Raw genomic sequence first — 15,542 nt, forward strand, 5'->3', positions numbered from 1 at the left:
GTCTGGCGGGTTCTCGCGTTTGCGACGCAGGATAGCCCCCGTTTAGTCAACCTTAGTCAGGAGAGCCAACATGGCCGCAGAACGTACCCTGTCCATTATCAAGCCGGATGCCGTTGCCAAGAATGTGATCGGCGAGATCTACAGCCGCTTCGAAAAAGCCGGCCTGCAGATCGTGGCCGCGCGCATGATGCAGCTGAGCCGCGAACAGGCCGAAGGCTTCTACGACGTGCACAAGGAGCGCCCGTTCTTTAACGATCTGGTGGAATTCATGATCTCGGGTCCGGTGATGGTGCAGGTGCTCGAAGGCGAGGGCGCGATCGCCAAGAACCGCGAAATCATGGGTGCGACCAACCCGAAGGAAGCGGCCCCCGGCACGATCCGTGCGGACTTCGCGACCTCGATCGACGAGAACGCCGTCCACGGCTCGGACGCCGCGGAAACCGCTGCGCGCGAGATCGAGTTCTTCTTCGGCAACGACGGCGTCTGCCCGCGTACCCGCTAAGCACCGGTCGGGGAAGGGCGCGGTCCGTTGCGGCGGCGTCCTTTCTTCCTGCTACGGGGTCTTTCGCGGGTCTCGCCGGGCCCCGTAGGCAGGCATCCCCCTTGCACAGTACACTAGGGGATGTTGTTCAACCGGTCGCGAGCATGGCAGCCGAAACGTCTACACCTCTGAATCTGCTGGGTTACAGCCGCAGTCAGCTCACCGAGCTGCTGGCGCAGTGGGGTGAGCCGCGTTTTCGTGCCACCCAGCTCGTCAAGTGGATGCATCAGCGCGGCGTCACCGACTTCGACGCGATGACGGATGTCTCGCGCACACTGCGCGAGCGCCTGGCGCGCGAAACCGAGATTGCCCTGCCCGAGATCGCCCTGGAGAAGGCCTCCGGTGATGGCACCGTGAAATGGGTGCTGCGGCTGGCGGATGGCAACGCGATCGAGACCGTCTTCATTCCCGAATCCGGACGCGGCACCCTGTGCATCTCTTCGCAGGTCGGCTGTGCGCTGGACTGTACCTTCTGTTCGACTGCCCAGCAGGGCTTTAATCGCAACCTGACGGCCGCCGAGATCATCGGCCAGGTCTGGCTGGCGATGCAGCGCCTGCCGGCACCGGAGGGCCGCCAGCGCGCGGTCAGCAATGTGGTGTTGATGGGCATGGGCGAGCCCCTGGCCAACTACGATGCCGTGGTCGCGGCCTGCCAGTTGATGACCGACGACAACGCCTACGGCCTGAGTCGTCGGCGAGTGACACTGTCGACCTCCGGGCTGGTACCGGCGCTGGATCGCCTCAGCGAGCACACTGATGTTGCCCTGGCGGTAAGCCTGCATGCCCCGAACGACGAGCTGCGCGACCGTCTGGTCCCGATCAACCGCAAGTATCCGATCGCGCGCCTGATGGAGAGCTGCCGGCGCTATGTCGAGGCGACGGGAGCCCACAGCGGTGTCACTTTCGAGTACGTGCTGCTGGCCGGCGTGAATGACCGCCCCGAACATGCCAATCAGCTGGCCGGCGTGCTGCGGGGCATCCCGGGCAAGATCAATCTGATCCCGTTCAATCCGTTTCCCGGGGCGCCCTTCGACCGCCCTGCGGAAGGGGATATCGAGCGTTTCGAGCGTCAGCTGCAGAAGGCGGGTTATGTGACCACCGTGCGGCGTACGCGCGGCGATGACATCGACGCGGCCTGCGGACAGCTGGTGGGGCAGGTGGAAGACCGTACCAACCGGGGGATGCGCATGATTCGTCTGCACGCCGAACTGCCTGAGCGGCCGCGGAGGGCCTCTTGATGGGACTGCGCTGGGGGCGCCCGGCCGTCGTGATACTGCTGGGGCTGGCCCTCGGAGGATGCGCGGCGATGGCCGAACGCGAGGTCACCGGCGAGCGCGCAGAGGCCGCGGAGGTCAATGCCGAGCTGGGCATCGGGTATTTGCGCGAGGGAGAGGTTGACCAGGCCGAACGCAATCTTAAGCGGGCGCTGGAATTCGATCCTGGCCATCCGCTCGCCAATCTGGGCATGGCCAATGTCTACGAGCGCCGGGGTGCGCTTGACCGAGCGGAAGAGCACTACCGCCGGGCACTGCGTCGGGACGATGGCAACCCCTATGTGCAGACCAGCCTCGGGGCCCTGCTGTGCCGGCGCGAGGCCTTCGACGAGGCGCAGGAGCTGTTTGCCAGGGCGATCGACAATCCCGATTACGACCAGCGCGAGATTGCGTTGATGAACTCCGGTGTCTGCTTTGCCGATGCCGGACAGACGGAACGCGCCGAGGAGAAGCTGCGCGAGGCGCTGCGGATCAACCCGCAGTACCCGCGTGCCCTCCTGGAAATGGCAAGTCTGACCTACGAAGACGACCGCCCGATGCAGACAAGGGCGTTCCTGCAACGCCTGGAAGGACTGGGTGTGGAAAGTTCCGAGACGCTGTTCCTCTGCTATCGGGCGGAATTGGCGCTCGGGAACCGGCGTGCGGCGAACGACTGCGCGGAACGCCTGCGGCGTCAGTACCCGGACAGCATGGAGCTGGTCCGCCTGGAAGACATGGAGCGCAATGGTGGCTGAGCCGCGTGATGACAAGGAACCGGGCCTGGGCCGGGTCGACGAAGTCGATGATTCCGTCTCCGAGATGGAGTCGCTGCGTACCACGGACGATGATCCGCATGCCGCGCCGGAGTTTCCCGCCGCGAGTGGTCTGACGACCCGGGATCAGCCTCCGCCTCCGGACCCCGAGGGTGGGGAGGGAGAGCCCGGCAACAGTTTGCGCCGTGCGCGCGAGGCCGCCGGTCTGGATACCGCCACCCTGGCACACCGGATCCACCTCGGTCGCGGGACGCTGGAAGACCTGGAGGCGAACCGGTTCGACCACATGGCCCCGGCGTATGTACGGGGCTATCTGCGGGCCTGCGCGCGCGAGTTGGGGGTGAACGCCGATCCCTGGCTGCGCGCCTTCGAGGGCCATGGCCTGACCGAGCCGGAGCTGCGGGCGGTGGCCACGGCCTCGGCCCGGAGCAAGAGGCGGCGACGTTCCAGTGCGCCGTACTGGCTGGCTTTTTTGCTAGTGCTGGCGTTGCTGGGGCTGGGCGTTTACGCGTGGACGGAGCGTGGCGGTGGTACGCCGTCATTCCCGTCACTGGGCTGGCTGGAAGACGATCGCAGTGCCCCGTCCGAGGGTGCCGTTGACCGCGCGCCGCATGATGAATTGAGTGCGCCGCCGGCGTTGGTCGAGGAAGCGGAACCCGAGCCCGAGGCACCGGTGGCTGCGGAGACCGATGGCGAGGCCAGCGAGACCGAGGCGGAACGGGATTCGGAACCCGCGATGGATACGCTGACCGAGCCGATGCCCACAGAGGATACGGCGGCCGACGATACCGCCCCCGAGGATACGGCCTCGGAAGATACGGTCGAGTCGTCGGGCTCCGGCCCGGTATCGGAGATGGCGCTATTGACCGGTGGTGCCCGCGCGGTGCCGGACCCGGAAGAGGATGGCGCCGAGCCGAATGGTGGAGAGGCCGGTCGCGATGGCGTGTACCGACTGGTGCTGGACGTCACCGAGACGTCCTGGGTCGAGATTCGCAACGCCGACGACGAGGTCGTTCTCACCGGCGTGCTGAGCAGCGGCGACCGTGAGGAATTGGAACTCACGCTTCCCGGACGTGTGGTCCTGGGGAATGCCCGGGGCGTCGAACTGACCCTGGATGGAGAGTCCTTCGATTTCGAGACTCATGTCCGGAGTGACCGCACCGCGCGCTTCGACCTCGAACCCTGATCTTTCGACGCCGGCCATGCGCCCTGGGCAGGCCGGTCCCGAGTCCACAAAGGCAACATGAAAGCGATCAAATCCATCCGCGGGATGCACGACATCCTGCCCGAGTCGATCCACGTCTGGCAGCACCTGGAAGACCGTCTGCGCGGCCTTCTGGATGGCTACGGCTATCAGGAAATCCGGATGCCGGTGGTCGAGGCGACGGAGCTGTTCAAGCGCTCCATCGGCGATGTCACGGACATCGTCGAAAAGGAGATGTACACCTTCGAGGACCGCAATGGCGACAGCCTGAGCCTGCGGCCCGAGGGCACCGCCTCCTGCGTGCGCGCCGGGATCCAGCACGGCCTGCTGCACAACCAGGTCCAGCGGCTCTGGTATCTGGGTCCGATGTTCCGGCACGAGCGCCCGCAAAAGGGTCGCTACCGGCAGTTTCACCAGGTCGGTGTGGAGGTGTTCGGGCTGCCGGGCCCCGATGTGGACGCCGAGATGATTGCCATGACCGCCCGGCTCTGGAAGCTGCTGGGCCTGGAGAATGTGCGTCTCGAGCTGAATACCCTGGGCACGCCGGCCAGCCGCGTCCGGTACCGGGACCAGCTGATCGCCTATTTTGAGCAGCATCGGGATTCGCTGGACGAGGAGGCGTTGCGACGGCTGCACGACAACCCGATGCGCATCCTGGACAGCAAGCACCCGGAGACACGTGCCGTGGTGGCGAACGCGCCGAGCCTGATGGACCACCTGGATGCCGAGTCGCGCACGCATTTTGACAGCCTGCGCGCGCACCTGGATGCACTGGGTATCGCGTACGTCCATAACCCGCGGCTGGTGCGCGGTCTGGACTACTATACGCACACCGTGTTCGAGTGGATTACCGACGACCTCGGGGCTCAGGGCACGGTCTGCGCCGGCGGGCGCTATGACGGCCTGGTGGAACAGCTGGGGGGGCGTGGCACCCCGGCCATTGGCATGGCCATGGGGCTGGAGCGCCTGGTCGCGCTGCTGGAGGCCCGGGAAGACGCACCGCAGCCGCCGGGGCCAGATGCCTACCTGGTCGTGGGCGGTGACGAGCTGGTGGGTCCCGCGCTGGAGCTGGCCGAGCGGCTGCGCAGCGAACTGCCCGGGCTGCGGCTGGTCCAGCACTGCGGGGGCGGCAGCTTCAAGTCGCAGATGAAACGAGCGGATCGGCTGGGCGCCCATTTTGCCCTCGTGCTCGGAACTGACGAACATGCCGCGGGCACCGTGACGGTGAAGCCGTTAAGATCGCCCGGAGCCGAACAAAGTGCCGTACCGCGCGAGGAACTCGCGCGCCATCTGGAACAGGCCCTGCACGCCTCCGCCGCCTGACGAACGTAAAGGCGCGTACCGAAACCGAAGGATCAAGAGGACGATGAGCTACCTCACCGACGAAGAAAAAGCCGAACGCATCAAACAGTGGTGGTCGGATAATGCCGTTGCCATCATTGCCGGCCTGGTGCTGGGCATTGGCGGCCTGATTGGCTGGAACTGGTGGAGTGGCCACCAGGAGGAGCGTGCGGCCGGCGCTTCCGACATGTATATCGCCATGCAGGGCGCGGCGCAGACTGGCAACAATGCCCGTGCGATGGAGCTGGCCGACCAGCTGATCGAGCAGGGCCGCGGTACGCCGTATCGCTCGCTGGCCTGGATCTTCCGTGCGGATCTGGCGGTTTCCGAGGGCGACCACGAGGCCGCGATCGAGGCCCTGCGCTCGGCGCGTGACGCCGCGCCGGATCGGGGTTACCGCGAACTGCTCACCCTGCGCATGGCGCGGCAGATGATCCTGGCGGAGCAGTATGACAATGCCGAATCGGCCCTTGGCGACGTGCGCCGCGATGCGTTTCGTGGCCTGCGCCTGGAGCTGGAAGGCGACCTCGCGCGGGCGCGCGGGGATCGCGACCTGGCTCGCGAGCGCTATCGCGAAGCGCTTGATCATGGCCATACACCCGAATACCTGAGCCTGAAGTACGAAGAGCTCTCCGCCTAAAGGATCGATATCCCCATGTCCGTGCCTGTCCCGACGAAGAGTGCCGTGCGCCTGCTGATTGCCGGTGCGCTCATGCTGTCGCTGAGTGCCTGCGGCCTGTGGCAACGCGATACCACGGAGCCCCCGGCCGATCTGCCCGAATTCGAGGCGGAGGCGCAGCCGGAGCAGCTGTGGTCGCGCTCGGTCGGGAGCGGCGGTGAGCGCTTCCTCTGGCAGGTCTATCCGGGGGTGGTCGACGACATGCTGGTGATGGTCGATGCCGATGGCCGCGTCTCCGGGCTGAATCCGGAAACCGGGAGCCAGCGCTGGCGCGTACGCCTGGACGACGCCCGGGTGTCGGCGGGTGTTGGTGTGGGCGACGAGATCGCGGTGGTCGGCACTCTGGATGGCGAGGCTATCGCGGTGGATCTGCAGGGTGATGGCGAGCGTTGGCGCTCGCGTCTGTCCAGCGAGGTCGTGGCGATTTCGGACGTCGCCTCGGGTGTTGTGATTGCGCGCACCAACGATGGTCGCGTGCATGCCCTGGATGCGGCCTCCGGCGCCACGCAGTGGACCGCGCTGCGGACCACGCCCTCGCTGAGCCTGCGCGGTGCGCATCGACCCCAGATGACGGCCGGGCGCGTACTTACCGGCTTCGATAACGGGCGTGTGGTAATGCTCGGGCGGGAGCGCGGCAACGTACTGTGGGAGACGACGCTCGGCATCCCGACCGGCCGCTCGGAGGTGGAGCGCATGGTCGATGTCGACGGTTATATGCCGATCTATCAGGGTGCGGCGATCGCATCCGGCTATCAGGGGCGTCTGGCCGCCATCGACCTGAATTCCGGCGAAATCTTCTGGGCCCGCGACTTCTCGTCCTATCAGGGTGGGGATGTGACGAACGAGGCGAACGTCCTCGCGGTCACCGATGCCGAGAGCCACCTGTGGGGGCTGGATCCGCGCAATGGCGCCGATCTCTGGCAGAGCGAGCAGCTGCGCCTGCGCGGCGTCACGGCCCCGGTCGTGGTGGGTGATTACGCCATCGTCGGCGACTACGAAGGCTATCTGCACTGGTTCCACCTCGAGGACGGGCGCATCGTGGCGCGTCTGCGGGCGAGCTCCGGCGCGGTCGTGACCCGCCCCGTGCTGGTGGACGACATCCTCTACGTGGTGACCGACAACGGTCGGCTCACCGCGGTCAATCCGCGTCTGGACTCCGGGGAATGAGCGTCGCTGGCACGTACCCCCGGATCCAGCTGTTGCGGTAGCGTTGCCTCATGATCCCTGTCATTGCCCTGGTCGGCCGGCCCAATGTCGGCAAGTCGACCCTGTTCAATCAGCTCACGCGCTCGCGTGATGCGCTGGTGGCCGATGTCGCCGGCCTGACCCGCGATCGCCAGTACGGCATCGGCAAGGTGGGCGACTTCCCCTACCTGGTGGTGGATACCGGTGGTCTGTCGGGCGAGGGTGCCGAGATGGACCGGGCGATGGCCGAGCAGACCCAGCGGGCCGTCGCGGAGGCGGACCATGTCCTGTTCCTGGTGGATGCGCGCGATGGCCTGACGCCGCAGGACCAGGCGATCGCCGACCAGTTGCGTTCGGCCGGGGTCAAGGCCCGGGTCGTGGTGAACAAGACCGACGGCCTGGATGCCGACGCCGTGAGCGCCGAGTTCTATACCCTGGGCATGGGCGAGATCACGTCGATTGCCGCAGCCCATGGTCGTGGCATCAAGGGCCTGATGCAGAAGGTCCGGCGGGCCGTGGCCGCCGAGCGGCGCGAGGCCGAAGCAGCCGAGGGTGCAGCGGAGGAGGCCGCGGAGGACGGACTGGACGAGGCCTCGCAGCAGGCCGCGCTGGACGACTGGCCGGGCATCCGCGTGGCCATTGTCGGGCGCCCGAATGTCGGCAAATCCACGCTGGTCAATCGCATCCTCGGCGACGAGCGCGTGGTGGCCACGGATGTCGCCGGTACCACTCGTGATTCCATCTTTGTCCCGTTCTCGCGCGATGGGCAGGATTACACCCTGATCGATACGGCGGGGGTGCGGCGCCGGGCGCGTGTACACGAGGTCATCGAGAAGTTCAGCGTGATCAAGACGCTGCAGGCGATCGAGGCCGCGCATGTCGTGATCCTGGTGATGGATGCCCAGGCCGGGCTTTCGGAGCAGGATGCTCACCTGCTGGGCCTGGTGATCGACTCCGGTCGCGCGCTGGTGCTCGCGGTGAACAAGTGGGACGGTATGGCGCCGGAGGAACGCGAGCGGGTGCGCGACGACTTGGACCGGCGCCTCGGCTTCGTCAATTTTGCCCGGCTGCGGCTGATCTCCGCCCTGCATGGCACCAATGTGGGGCACCTGCTCGAAGATGTGCAGGAGGCCCATACCAGTGCGTTCGCCAAGGTCTCGACCCCCGAGCTGACCCGCTTGCTGGAGAGTGCCGTCGCCGAGCATGCTCCACCGCTGGTCAGCGGTCGCCGCATCAAGCTGCGCTACGCCCATCAGGGCGGGCAGAATCCCCCGGTCATCGTGATCCATGGCAACCAGACCGATGCCCTGCCGGGCAGCTACAAGCGTTTCCTGGAGAACTTCTTCCGCAAGCATCTGGGGCTGGTGGGTACACCGCTGCGCATGGAGTTTCGCTCGGGCCGCAACCCGTATGCCGGTCGCCGCAATACCCTCACGCCGCGCCAGCAGCGCAAACGAAAGCGCATGATGCGCCATGTCCGCCGCTGATCCGAGCCGGGCATCACTGGAGGGGCCGAGTGCCCCTGCGCTGTCCGCGTTCGGCCGAGCGGTCGAGCCCTTCCGGGTGATGGATATCCTGGCGCGCGCCCAGGCGGCCGAGCGTGCCGGGCGCGATATCATCCACCTGGAGGTGGGTGAACCGGACTTTCCCACGCCCCCCGCGGTGCTGCGCGCCGGGGAGCTTGCGCTGGCGGCCGGGGATACCCGCTATACCCCGGCGCATGGTACCCGCGAGCTGCGCGAGGCCATCGCGGCCGACTACCGCCGTCGCCATCAGGCCGAGATCGACCCCGAGCGCGTCGTGATCACGGCGGGGGCCTCTGCCGCGATCCTGCTGGCGCTGGCCGCCGGAGTGAACCCCGGTGAGGAAGTGCTGCTCCCCGACCCGGGCTATGCCTGTAACCGTCAGTTTGTCGCGGCGCGCGGGGCGGTCCCGGTCGGGCTGCCGGTGGCCGCCAAGCACGCCTTCCAGCCGACTGCCGAGGCAGTAGCGCAGGCCTGGGGCGAGCGAACCCGGGCCATCCTGCTCGGTTCACCCGCGAATCCCACCGGTACCCGGTTGTCCGGCGATCGTCTGGCCGCCATCGTGGACGTCGTGCGCGCGCGGGGCGGTCTGGTAATCGTGGACGAGATCTATGGCCAGATCCTGTTCGACGAGCCGCAGCGCAGTGCCGCGGCCTTCCACCCCGATGTCATCGTGATCAACAGCTTTTCCAAGTACTTCGCGATGACCGGCTGGCGGCTGGGGTGGATGGTGGTCCCACAGATGTGGATCGACCCGGTTCGCAGGATCGCCCAGAATCTCTTCGTGGCCCCGGCCAGCATGGCGCAGACGGCCGCGGTCGAGGCCTTCGCCCCCGAGACCGAGGAGATCCTGCAACGCCAGGTGCGCGAACTGCAGACGCGGCGTGACGTGCTGCTGGAGGCCCTGCCGGCGCTGGGCCTCGAGGTTCAGGCCCGCCCCGATGGGGCGTTCTACATCTACGCCGACTGCACGGCACACGGGGACGACTCCGAGGCGCTTTGCGCGCGCATCCTCGACGAGGCAGGCGTGGCCCTGACGCCGGGCACGGACTTCAGCCCCAGCGCGGGCAAGCGCTACCTGCGCATCGCCTACACCCAGCGCGAGTCACGCCTGCGCGAAGCACTGGACCGCCTCGCGTCGCTCCTCGCCTGACACTCACCTGTTTGAGGCTGGCCCTGGTTCGGCACCCGGTGTTTACGGTGGCTTCGTCTTGCCGCCTGCCAAGCGCTGTTTCGCCAGCGCACCCCGAGTTACTTCTTTGCTTGTGCAAAGAAGTATCCAAGAAACACGCCCGGGATTCGCCCGGGAACCTTGCTCCGGCCGCGCCAGGCCGGCGGCGCTGAAACTCGCTTCGCTCAGACAGTCAGCGCCTTCTCCCGGCCTGTCACGCCCTCCACAAGGGGCTCATATCGGGAGGGAAGGTCAAAAACCGCCGGTGTTCCCGCACCTGTCCTAAGCCCCGAGCTGTAGGGTGCGTTGAGCGCAGCGAAACGCACCGTTCCGACGCCGGAGAAACCCTGATGCGATTCGCTGCGCTCATCACATCCTACGATGGGGCCTGGCGCCCGCTCGCGGGCGCGGCACGCCAGGGCCGAAGGCCGCGCGTGCCCAGGATGTCGGAACACCTTGCCTCCAACCATTGGCACGAACGTCAGGACAGCCGTTGTTTTGACCTTATCCCCCCGTATGAAGCCCCTTGCGGAAGGGTGCTCGGGCCGGAAGAGAGGCGCTGACTGTCTGAGCGGAGCGTAGCGCAGCGAGTTTCAGCGCCGCCGGCCCGAGGGCCCTGGAGCAAGGTTCCCGGGCGGAATCCGGGTGCCCTTCTTTGGGTACTTTCTTGGGCAAGCAAGAAAGTACCTCGCGGCGCGCTCGCGAGTGAGCGCTTGGCAGGTGGCGGACCGAAGGCACGTAAACACCGGATAACGAACCAGGCCTAGCCTCAGGGCGCGGGGCAACAAGCTTCGCCGTCTGATCAGGAATATAGCGTTAAGACTTGGTGGAGGCGGTGGTGGGGTCGGCCTCGTAGGAGGCCCCCACCGGCGGCGTCAGGAGCAGCGCATAGCGGCGCAAGACCCAGATGCCCCGCTCGAACAGGCTAGTCGCGCCGAACACCGCTTCGCGTACGCTGCCGTCGAGATCACTGGAGGCGAGTAGGCGGCGACGGATGGAATCCATCAGCTCCGAGCGGTCGTGGGTCAGGGACTGCAGCAGGGCGACATCCTCGGTATCGCCGGTGCGTGCCGCGTCGGTCAGCGTCAGCAGCATCATGTGCAGGGTCTCGACCAGGTTGTGGGTCAGGGCGCGGGCTTCGGCGGAGGCGTCGGCATTGAGCGAGCGCTCGATCTCCGTGGCGAGGTCGTTCAGCGTATCTTCCAGCTGCAGCAGCAGCTGATTGCGGTTCTTCAGCACGATCGCATGATCGAGGGTGGCCCCGCTCAGGGCACCGGAAAGGATCTCGTCGAGAAATTGCTCGATTGCCTCGGTGACCTGCAGGTTGCCGCGGTGCAGGGCCAGGCGCTCGTGGTGGGCACCGTCGCTGTCATCGCGCACGCTTTCGAGGTAGTCGGGCAGTCGCTTGAGTAGGCGCAACTGTTCCTTTTCCACCAGCACCAGCGCGGACCCGGCGTCGTTCTGTGCCCCGGCGTAGATGAAATGCGGCTTGCCCAGGGCCTCTTCCTCGGTTGGCGGTGCGGTGCGCTCCAGGAAGCGCGCGACGGGGCCGTGCACCGGGTGCATCGCCAGGTCGCAGACGACCTGGTAGAGGATGTAGGCTAGCGCGATCTGCAGGCTGATGCCGATCGCGAGCGCTTCCAGGCCCGAGGCGATCAGCGGGACGCCGCCGTAGAACTCGATCCAGAACAGCGGCAGCAGGAGGATCAGACCCAGTCCCTTCAGGATGAACTGATAAAGCGCCAGCTGGCGGCCCAGTCCCTTGTGCGAGGCGGCGAGGATCAGGGTCGACACACCGGTGCCGAAGCTCGCCCCGTAGACGACCATCAGGCCGTATTCGAGATCGATCACGCCGCTGGCGGCCAGGGCCATCGTCACGATGGTGATACTGGAGGCCGAATGCGCGATCACCGCAAACACCAGGCCGGTGGCGAATGCGATCAGCAAGGACTGCGCCGACAGCGACATCAGGCCGGTCATCCAGGTCAGCTCGCTGAGCGGTTTGGCGCCTTCCTTGATGAACATCAGCCCGAGGAACAGCAGGCCAATGCCGAGCATGGCTCGGATCAGGTGGCGCAGGCGTGCGGACTGGTCGCGGTCGAAGTAGAACAGCAGCCCCGTAACGCCGACCAGGATGAAGACCATCAGGGTCAGGTCTAGCGCGGCGATCAGGACCAGCAGCGAGGTGCCCAGGTTGGCGTAGTTGATCACCGGCTGGGCACGGCGGGCGTCGAGTACGCCGGCGGTGACCAGCGAGATCAGCACAAAGATGACCGCATGGATGCTTTGTGTAATCGCCCCGCCGACCAGGCCGAGGAACGCGGCCGCCCGGTTGGAGCCCGTGGCGCGCCCGACCAGTGCCCGCAGGCGCTGGTCCGCGAGCTGGCGCAGGTGCTCGCTGATCAGGCGTATGCCGACGAAGAACAGGCCGAGCCCGGCAAACAGCGTCGCCGCGATCTCGAAGGTGATCATCCACTCGCCATTCATCCGCGCATTCTAACGGGGCCTTTTGTGGTCTGCGTCCGCGTCCGTGAGGTGGTCGTGACAAGGAACGCCGGTAACGGCAAAGGGGAACACCCTCAGCCAGGCCGAGCAGTCCGATGGCGGTCCCCCATCCGGTGGCCCCGGTGCTCGGGGTGGCGGTGGTTCCAAGGGCGGCTCCGTAATCAGGGTTCCGCGCGGGGTGCCGGGACGTGGTCGTTTAGGTCAATGGCAGGTGGTTGACGATCACCGAGTTCTGCCAGAACAGGGTCAGCAGGACGATCGGCGCGATATAGCGCAGGATCAGACGCCAGATATGAAAGGCTAGTGGTGGCCGCCCCAGCTCGTCGCGTGTGATCCTCACCGGCAGGATCCAGCCGGCAAACAGTGCGATCAGCAGGCCACTGACCGTCAGCAGGATGTTGATGGCCGTGTGTTCCAGCAGGTGGTAGAGCGTCGGCAACTCGCGCCCCAGCACGACCAGGTCGATCTGGGTCCAGCCGGCCCCCGTGAAAGAGAATATCGTGATCAGGCTGAAACCCCAGATGCCCAGCGCGCTGCCCAGGGCGGCCTGCAGGTTGGAGATGCCGAAGTGGTCGTGCAGCAGGTGCACGAATACCTGGACGTTCGCGATCATGGTGCTGAAGGCCGCCAGGCTTAGCGTTACGAAGAACAGCGTCGTGAGCAGGACCCCTGCCGGGATCGCGGACAGGGCCAGCGGCAGGGCCTCGAACATCAGGCCGGGCCCGGCGGCGGGATCGAGGCCATAGCCAAAGACCACCGGGAAGATCGCGACCCCTGCGATCAGTGCGATCACGGTGTCGGCGATCGCAACCCCGATGGCCGTGCCGGCGATGGAGGTTTTCCTGGGAAGATAGGCGCCAAACATCATCAGCACGCCGGCTGCCAGGGTCATGGTAAAGAACGCGTGCCCGACCGCGATCAGCAGGCTGTGTCGGTCGAGGGCGGAGAAGTCCGGGCGGAACATGAAGTCCAGAGCGGTTTCGGCGTCGCCGACCCAGAGACCGCCAACCATGGCGGCCAGCAGCAGCCCGAACAACAGCGGCATCACCAGTGCTACACCGCGTTCCAGCCCGTTGCGTAGCCCCAGGGCCACAATCGCGAAGGTCGCCGCAAGGACCAGTGTAGTCCACAGCAGCATCCCCGAAAGCGACGTCTGAACGCCTTCGAAGATCGCGATGACCTCGGGCGCGTCTACCCCGGCGAAGGCCCCGCTGGCGGCCCGTGGCACATAGGAGAAGACCCAGCCGGTGACCACGGCGTAGAAGGTCATGATCACGAACAGGGCGATGATCCCGATCCAGCCGACCATCTGCCAGGCGTCGCGGACACGCGCCTCGCGGGCGACGGCCAGTGCCGCGTATCCCGGAGACCGGCGACCGCGCCGCCCGATCATCACCTCGGCCATCATGATCGGGATGCCGATCAGCGCAATCGTCAGCAGGTACACAGCCAGAAAGGCGCCGCCGCCGTTCTGGCCGAGGATGTAGGGAAACTTCCAGATGTTGCCGAGCCCGACCGCCGAGGCGGTGGCGGCCAGCACGAACGCATAGCCATGCGTCCAGCGCTGCCGGGTGGCGACGATGTCCATCAGCGGTGGACTGAAGGTCGGGTCAGGTAATCACATCGGGTTGGTCGCGCCCGGTCAGGCCCGGCAGGTCACCCAGCCGCACGGCAGCCTCGATCAGCGGACGCAGCAGCTCCTGCGGCTCGCGGTCCAGGTGCTCCGGGTGGGTCTCGTACTGCTCGATGTAGATGCGCAGGGTCGCTCCTTCAGTGCCAGTCCCGGAGAGACGGAACACGATGCGCGCGCCGCCCTCGAACAGGACCCGCAGGCCCTGGTGCTCGGTCACGCTGCCATCCACCGGGTCGCGGTAGGCGAAGTCGTCCGCCTCCGTGACACGCATGCCGGCGAGCGACTGCCCCGGGAGGCTCGAGAGCTGTTCGCCGATGCGCGCCATCACCTGTTCGGCGCGGGCGGTGTCCAGCCCTTCGTAGTCATGCCGCGTGTAGTAGTGGCGACCGTAGTCGCGCCAGTGATCGCGCACGATCTCTTCCACCGACTGGCGGCGGGCGGCCAGCAGGTTCAGCCAGAACAGCACGGCCCACAGGCCATCCTTCTCGCGCACATGATCGGAGCTGGTGCCAAAGCTCTCCTCGCCGCACAGGCGGATGCGGCCGTCGTCCAGCAGGTTGCCGAAGAATTTCCAGCCGGTGGGTGTCTCGAAGCAGGGGATGCCGAGCGCCTCGGCGACCACGTCCACCGCCTGGCTAGTCGGCATGCTGCGCGCCACACCCTTCAGCCCGTTGGAGAACGCGGGGATCAGGTGGGCGTTGGCCGCCATGATGGCCAGGCTGTCGGACGGCGTGACGAAGAAATTCGGGCCCAGGATCAGATTGCGGTCGCCGTCGCCGTCGGAGGCCGCGCCAAAGTCCGGCGGGTTGCGCCCGTACAGGGCCTCGCACAGCTCGCGGGTATGGGCCAGGTTCGGGTCCGGGTGGCGTCCGCCGAAATCGGCCAGTGGTTCCGCACGCAGCAGGGTTTCGGCGGGGGCGCCCAGGCGGTTGATCAGGATTTCCTCGGCGTAGGGCCCCGTGACCGCATGCATCGCGTCGAAGCGCATGCGGAAAAAGTCCGAGCGCAGCAGTTCGCCGATGCGTTCGAGGTCGAACAGTGTCTCCATGTGGTCGGCGTAGGCACCCACGGGGTCGACGACCTCGATCGACATCTCGCCGAGATGGGTGGTGTGCAGATGATCGATATCGACGTGCGGCGTGCCGCTGGCGATGCGGTAATGGGTGAGCGACTTGCTGTGCTCGAAGATGGCATCGGTGACGCCGGGCGGTGCGGGCCCGCCGTTGGCCGTGTTCAGCTTGACACCGAAGTCTCCCTCCGGCCCTCCGGCGTTATGGGAGGCCGAGAGGATGATGGCGCCGGTGGCACCGCGCGAGCGGATCAGGTGGCTGGCGGCCGGGGTCGACAGGAGTCCGGCATAGCCGATCGCGACCTTCTTGACGTCGTTGGCCGCGGCCATGCGCAGGATGGTCTGGATCGCCTCGCGGTTGTGGAAGCGGCCATCCCCGCCGAGGATTAGCTCCCCTTCGCACAGGCTCGGGTGTGCCTCGAAGATGCTCTGGATGAAGTTTTCCAGATAGTGAGGCTGCCGGAACTGCCGTACCCGCTTGCGCAGGCCCGAGGTGCCGGGCTTCTGGTCGTTGAATGGCCGGGTCGTGACGACACTGATATCCATGAAGTCGTGAGTCCTTTTAGGTTGCACGCCGGGGATTCTCTTCTGGTTTGACGGTACCAAAAAGGGCTCGGGGTGTCCCGTGCCGGGCGAAGGGTTTGCGCATGGTTTTCGACACCCGC

The 15,542-nt window shown here is 66.5% G+C and carries 12 protein-coding genes; 9 read left to right on the top strand and 3 right to left on the bottom strand.

Annotated features, from left to right (window positions below; all coding sequences use genetic code 11):
- Positions 1–70: 70 nt before the first annotated feature.
- The 9 genes from ndk to TK90_RS03725 all read left to right on the top strand — a co-directional run bounded on the left by ndk (position 71) and on the right by TK90_RS03725 (position 9,652).
- A complete protein-coding gene (ndk, locus tag TK90_RS03685; protein ID WP_012982144.1) occupies positions 71–502 on the top strand; it encodes a nucleoside-diphosphate kinase in 432 nt (143 codons plus the stop codon).
- A 143-nt stretch (positions 503–645) separates the two neighbouring features.
- Positions 646–1,779 (top strand): 23S rRNA (adenine(2503)-C(2))-methyltransferase RlmN, encoded by a 1,134-nt coding sequence (gene rlmN, locus TK90_RS03690; RefSeq protein WP_012982145.1) that lies wholly within the window; start codon positions 646–648, stop codon positions 1,777–1,779.
- A complete protein-coding gene (pilW, locus tag TK90_RS03695; RefSeq protein ID WP_012982146.1) occupies positions 1,779–2,549 on the top strand; it encodes a type IV pilus biogenesis/stability protein PilW in 771 nt (256 codons plus the stop codon). Before rlmN ends, pilW begins: the two co-directional genes overlap by 1 nt.
- A complete protein-coding gene (locus tag TK90_RS03700; RefSeq protein WP_012982147.1) occupies positions 2,539–3,753 on the top strand; it encodes a RodZ domain-containing protein in 1,215 nt (404 codons plus the stop codon). Before pilW ends, TK90_RS03700 begins: the two co-directional genes overlap by 11 nt.
- A 57-nt stretch (positions 3,754–3,810) precedes the next feature.
- Positions 3,811–5,094: a histidine--tRNA ligase gene (gene hisS, locus TK90_RS03705; RefSeq protein ID WP_012982148.1), complete on the top strand. Its 1,284-nt coding sequence runs from the start codon at positions 3,811–3,813 to the stop codon at positions 5,092–5,094.
- A gap of 43 nt (positions 5,095–5,137) precedes the next feature.
- Complete coding sequence (locus TK90_RS03710) at positions 5,138–5,752, top strand: tetratricopeptide repeat protein (RefSeq protein WP_012982149.1); 615 nt, start codon at positions 5,138–5,140, stop codon at positions 5,750–5,752.
- Between the two features lie 15 nt (positions 5,753–5,767).
- Positions 5,768–6,958 carry an outer membrane protein assembly factor BamB gene (bamB, locus tag TK90_RS03715; protein WP_012982150.1) on the top strand — a complete coding sequence of 397 codons (1,191 nt, stop codon included), beginning with the start codon at positions 5,768–5,770 and terminating at the stop codon, positions 6,956–6,958.
- A gap of 50 nt (positions 6,959–7,008) precedes the next feature.
- Positions 7,009–8,463 (top strand): ribosome biogenesis GTPase Der, encoded by a 1,455-nt coding sequence (gene der, locus TK90_RS03720; RefSeq protein WP_012982151.1) that lies wholly within the window; start codon positions 7,009–7,011, stop codon positions 8,461–8,463.
- Positions 8,450–9,652, top strand: a complete 1,203-nt coding sequence (locus TK90_RS03725) for an aminotransferase class I/II-fold pyridoxal phosphate-dependent enzyme (RefSeq protein WP_012982152.1) — start codon at positions 8,450–8,452, stop codon at positions 9,650–9,652. The genes der and TK90_RS03725 overlap by 14 nt, the downstream gene beginning before the upstream one ends.
- An 834-nt stretch (positions 9,653–10,486) precedes the next feature.
- On the opposite strand, the gene TK90_RS03730 is transcribed toward TK90_RS03725, so the two are convergent.
- The 3 genes from TK90_RS03730 to TK90_RS03740 all read right to left on the bottom strand — a co-directional run bounded on the left by TK90_RS03730 (position 10,487) and on the right by TK90_RS03740 (position 15,423).
- On the bottom strand, positions 10,487–12,157 hold the full coding sequence (locus TK90_RS03730; RefSeq protein ID WP_020146263.1) for a Na/Pi symporter: 1,671 nt from the start codon (positions 12,155–12,157) through the stop codon (positions 10,487–10,489).
- Positions 12,158–12,371: 214 nt separating this feature from the next.
- Positions 12,372–13,763: a sodium-dependent transporter gene (locus tag TK90_RS03735; protein ID WP_012982154.1), complete on the bottom strand. Its 1,392-nt coding sequence runs from the start codon at positions 13,761–13,763 to the stop codon at positions 12,372–12,374.
- A gap of 22 nt (positions 13,764–13,785) precedes the next feature.
- Positions 13,786–15,423, bottom strand: coding sequence for an alpha-D-glucose phosphate-specific phosphoglucomutase (locus tag TK90_RS03740; protein ID WP_012982155.1), 1,638 nt, complete (start codon positions 15,421–15,423; stop codon positions 13,786–13,788).
- Positions 15,424–15,542 lie beyond the last annotated feature (119 nt).

Source organism: Thioalkalivibrio sp. K90mix (genome assembly GCF_000025545.1).
In the GTDB taxonomy this organism is placed as follows: Bacteria; Pseudomonadota; Gammaproteobacteria; order Ectothiorhodospirales; family Ectothiorhodospiraceae; genus Thioalkalivibrio.

Coding starts and splice junctions, on each gene's coding strand:
- pilW (WP_012982146.1), top strand. CDS start 1,779: ATGGGACTGCGCTGGGGGCGCCCGGCCGTCGTGATACTGCTGGGGCTG.
- TK90_RS03730 (WP_020146263.1), bottom strand. CDS start 12,157: ATGAATGGCGAGTGGATGATCACCTTCGAGATCGCGGCGACGCTGTTT.
- der (WP_012982151.1), top strand. CDS start 7,009: ATGATCCCTGTCATTGCCCTGGTCGGCCGGCCCAATGTCGGCAAGTCG.
- hisS (WP_012982148.1), top strand. CDS start 3,811: ATGAAAGCGATCAAATCCATCCGCGGGATGCACGACATCCTGCCCGAG.
- rlmN (WP_012982145.1), top strand. CDS start 646: ATGGCAGCCGAAACGTCTACACCTCTGAATCTGCTGGGTTACAGCCGC.
- TK90_RS03710 (WP_012982149.1), top strand. CDS start 5,138: ATGAGCTACCTCACCGACGAAGAAAAAGCCGAACGCATCAAACAGTGG.
- ndk (WP_012982144.1), top strand. CDS start 71: ATGGCCGCAGAACGTACCCTGTCCATTATCAAGCCGGATGCCGTTGCC.
- bamB (WP_012982150.1), top strand. CDS start 5,768: ATGTCCGTGCCTGTCCCGACGAAGAGTGCCGTGCGCCTGCTGATTGCC.
- TK90_RS03740 (WP_012982155.1), bottom strand. CDS start 15,423: ATGGATATCAGTGTCGTCACGACCCGGCCATTCAACGACCAGAAGCCC.
- TK90_RS03700 (WP_012982147.1), top strand. CDS start 2,539: ATGGTGGCTGAGCCGCGTGATGACAAGGAACCGGGCCTGGGCCGGGTC.
- TK90_RS03735 (WP_012982154.1), bottom strand. CDS start 13,763: ATGGACATCGTCGCCACCCGGCAGCGCTGGACGCATGGCTATGCGTTC.
- TK90_RS03725 (WP_012982152.1), top strand. CDS start 8,450: ATGTCCGCCGCTGATCCGAGCCGGGCATCACTGGAGGGGCCGAGTGCC.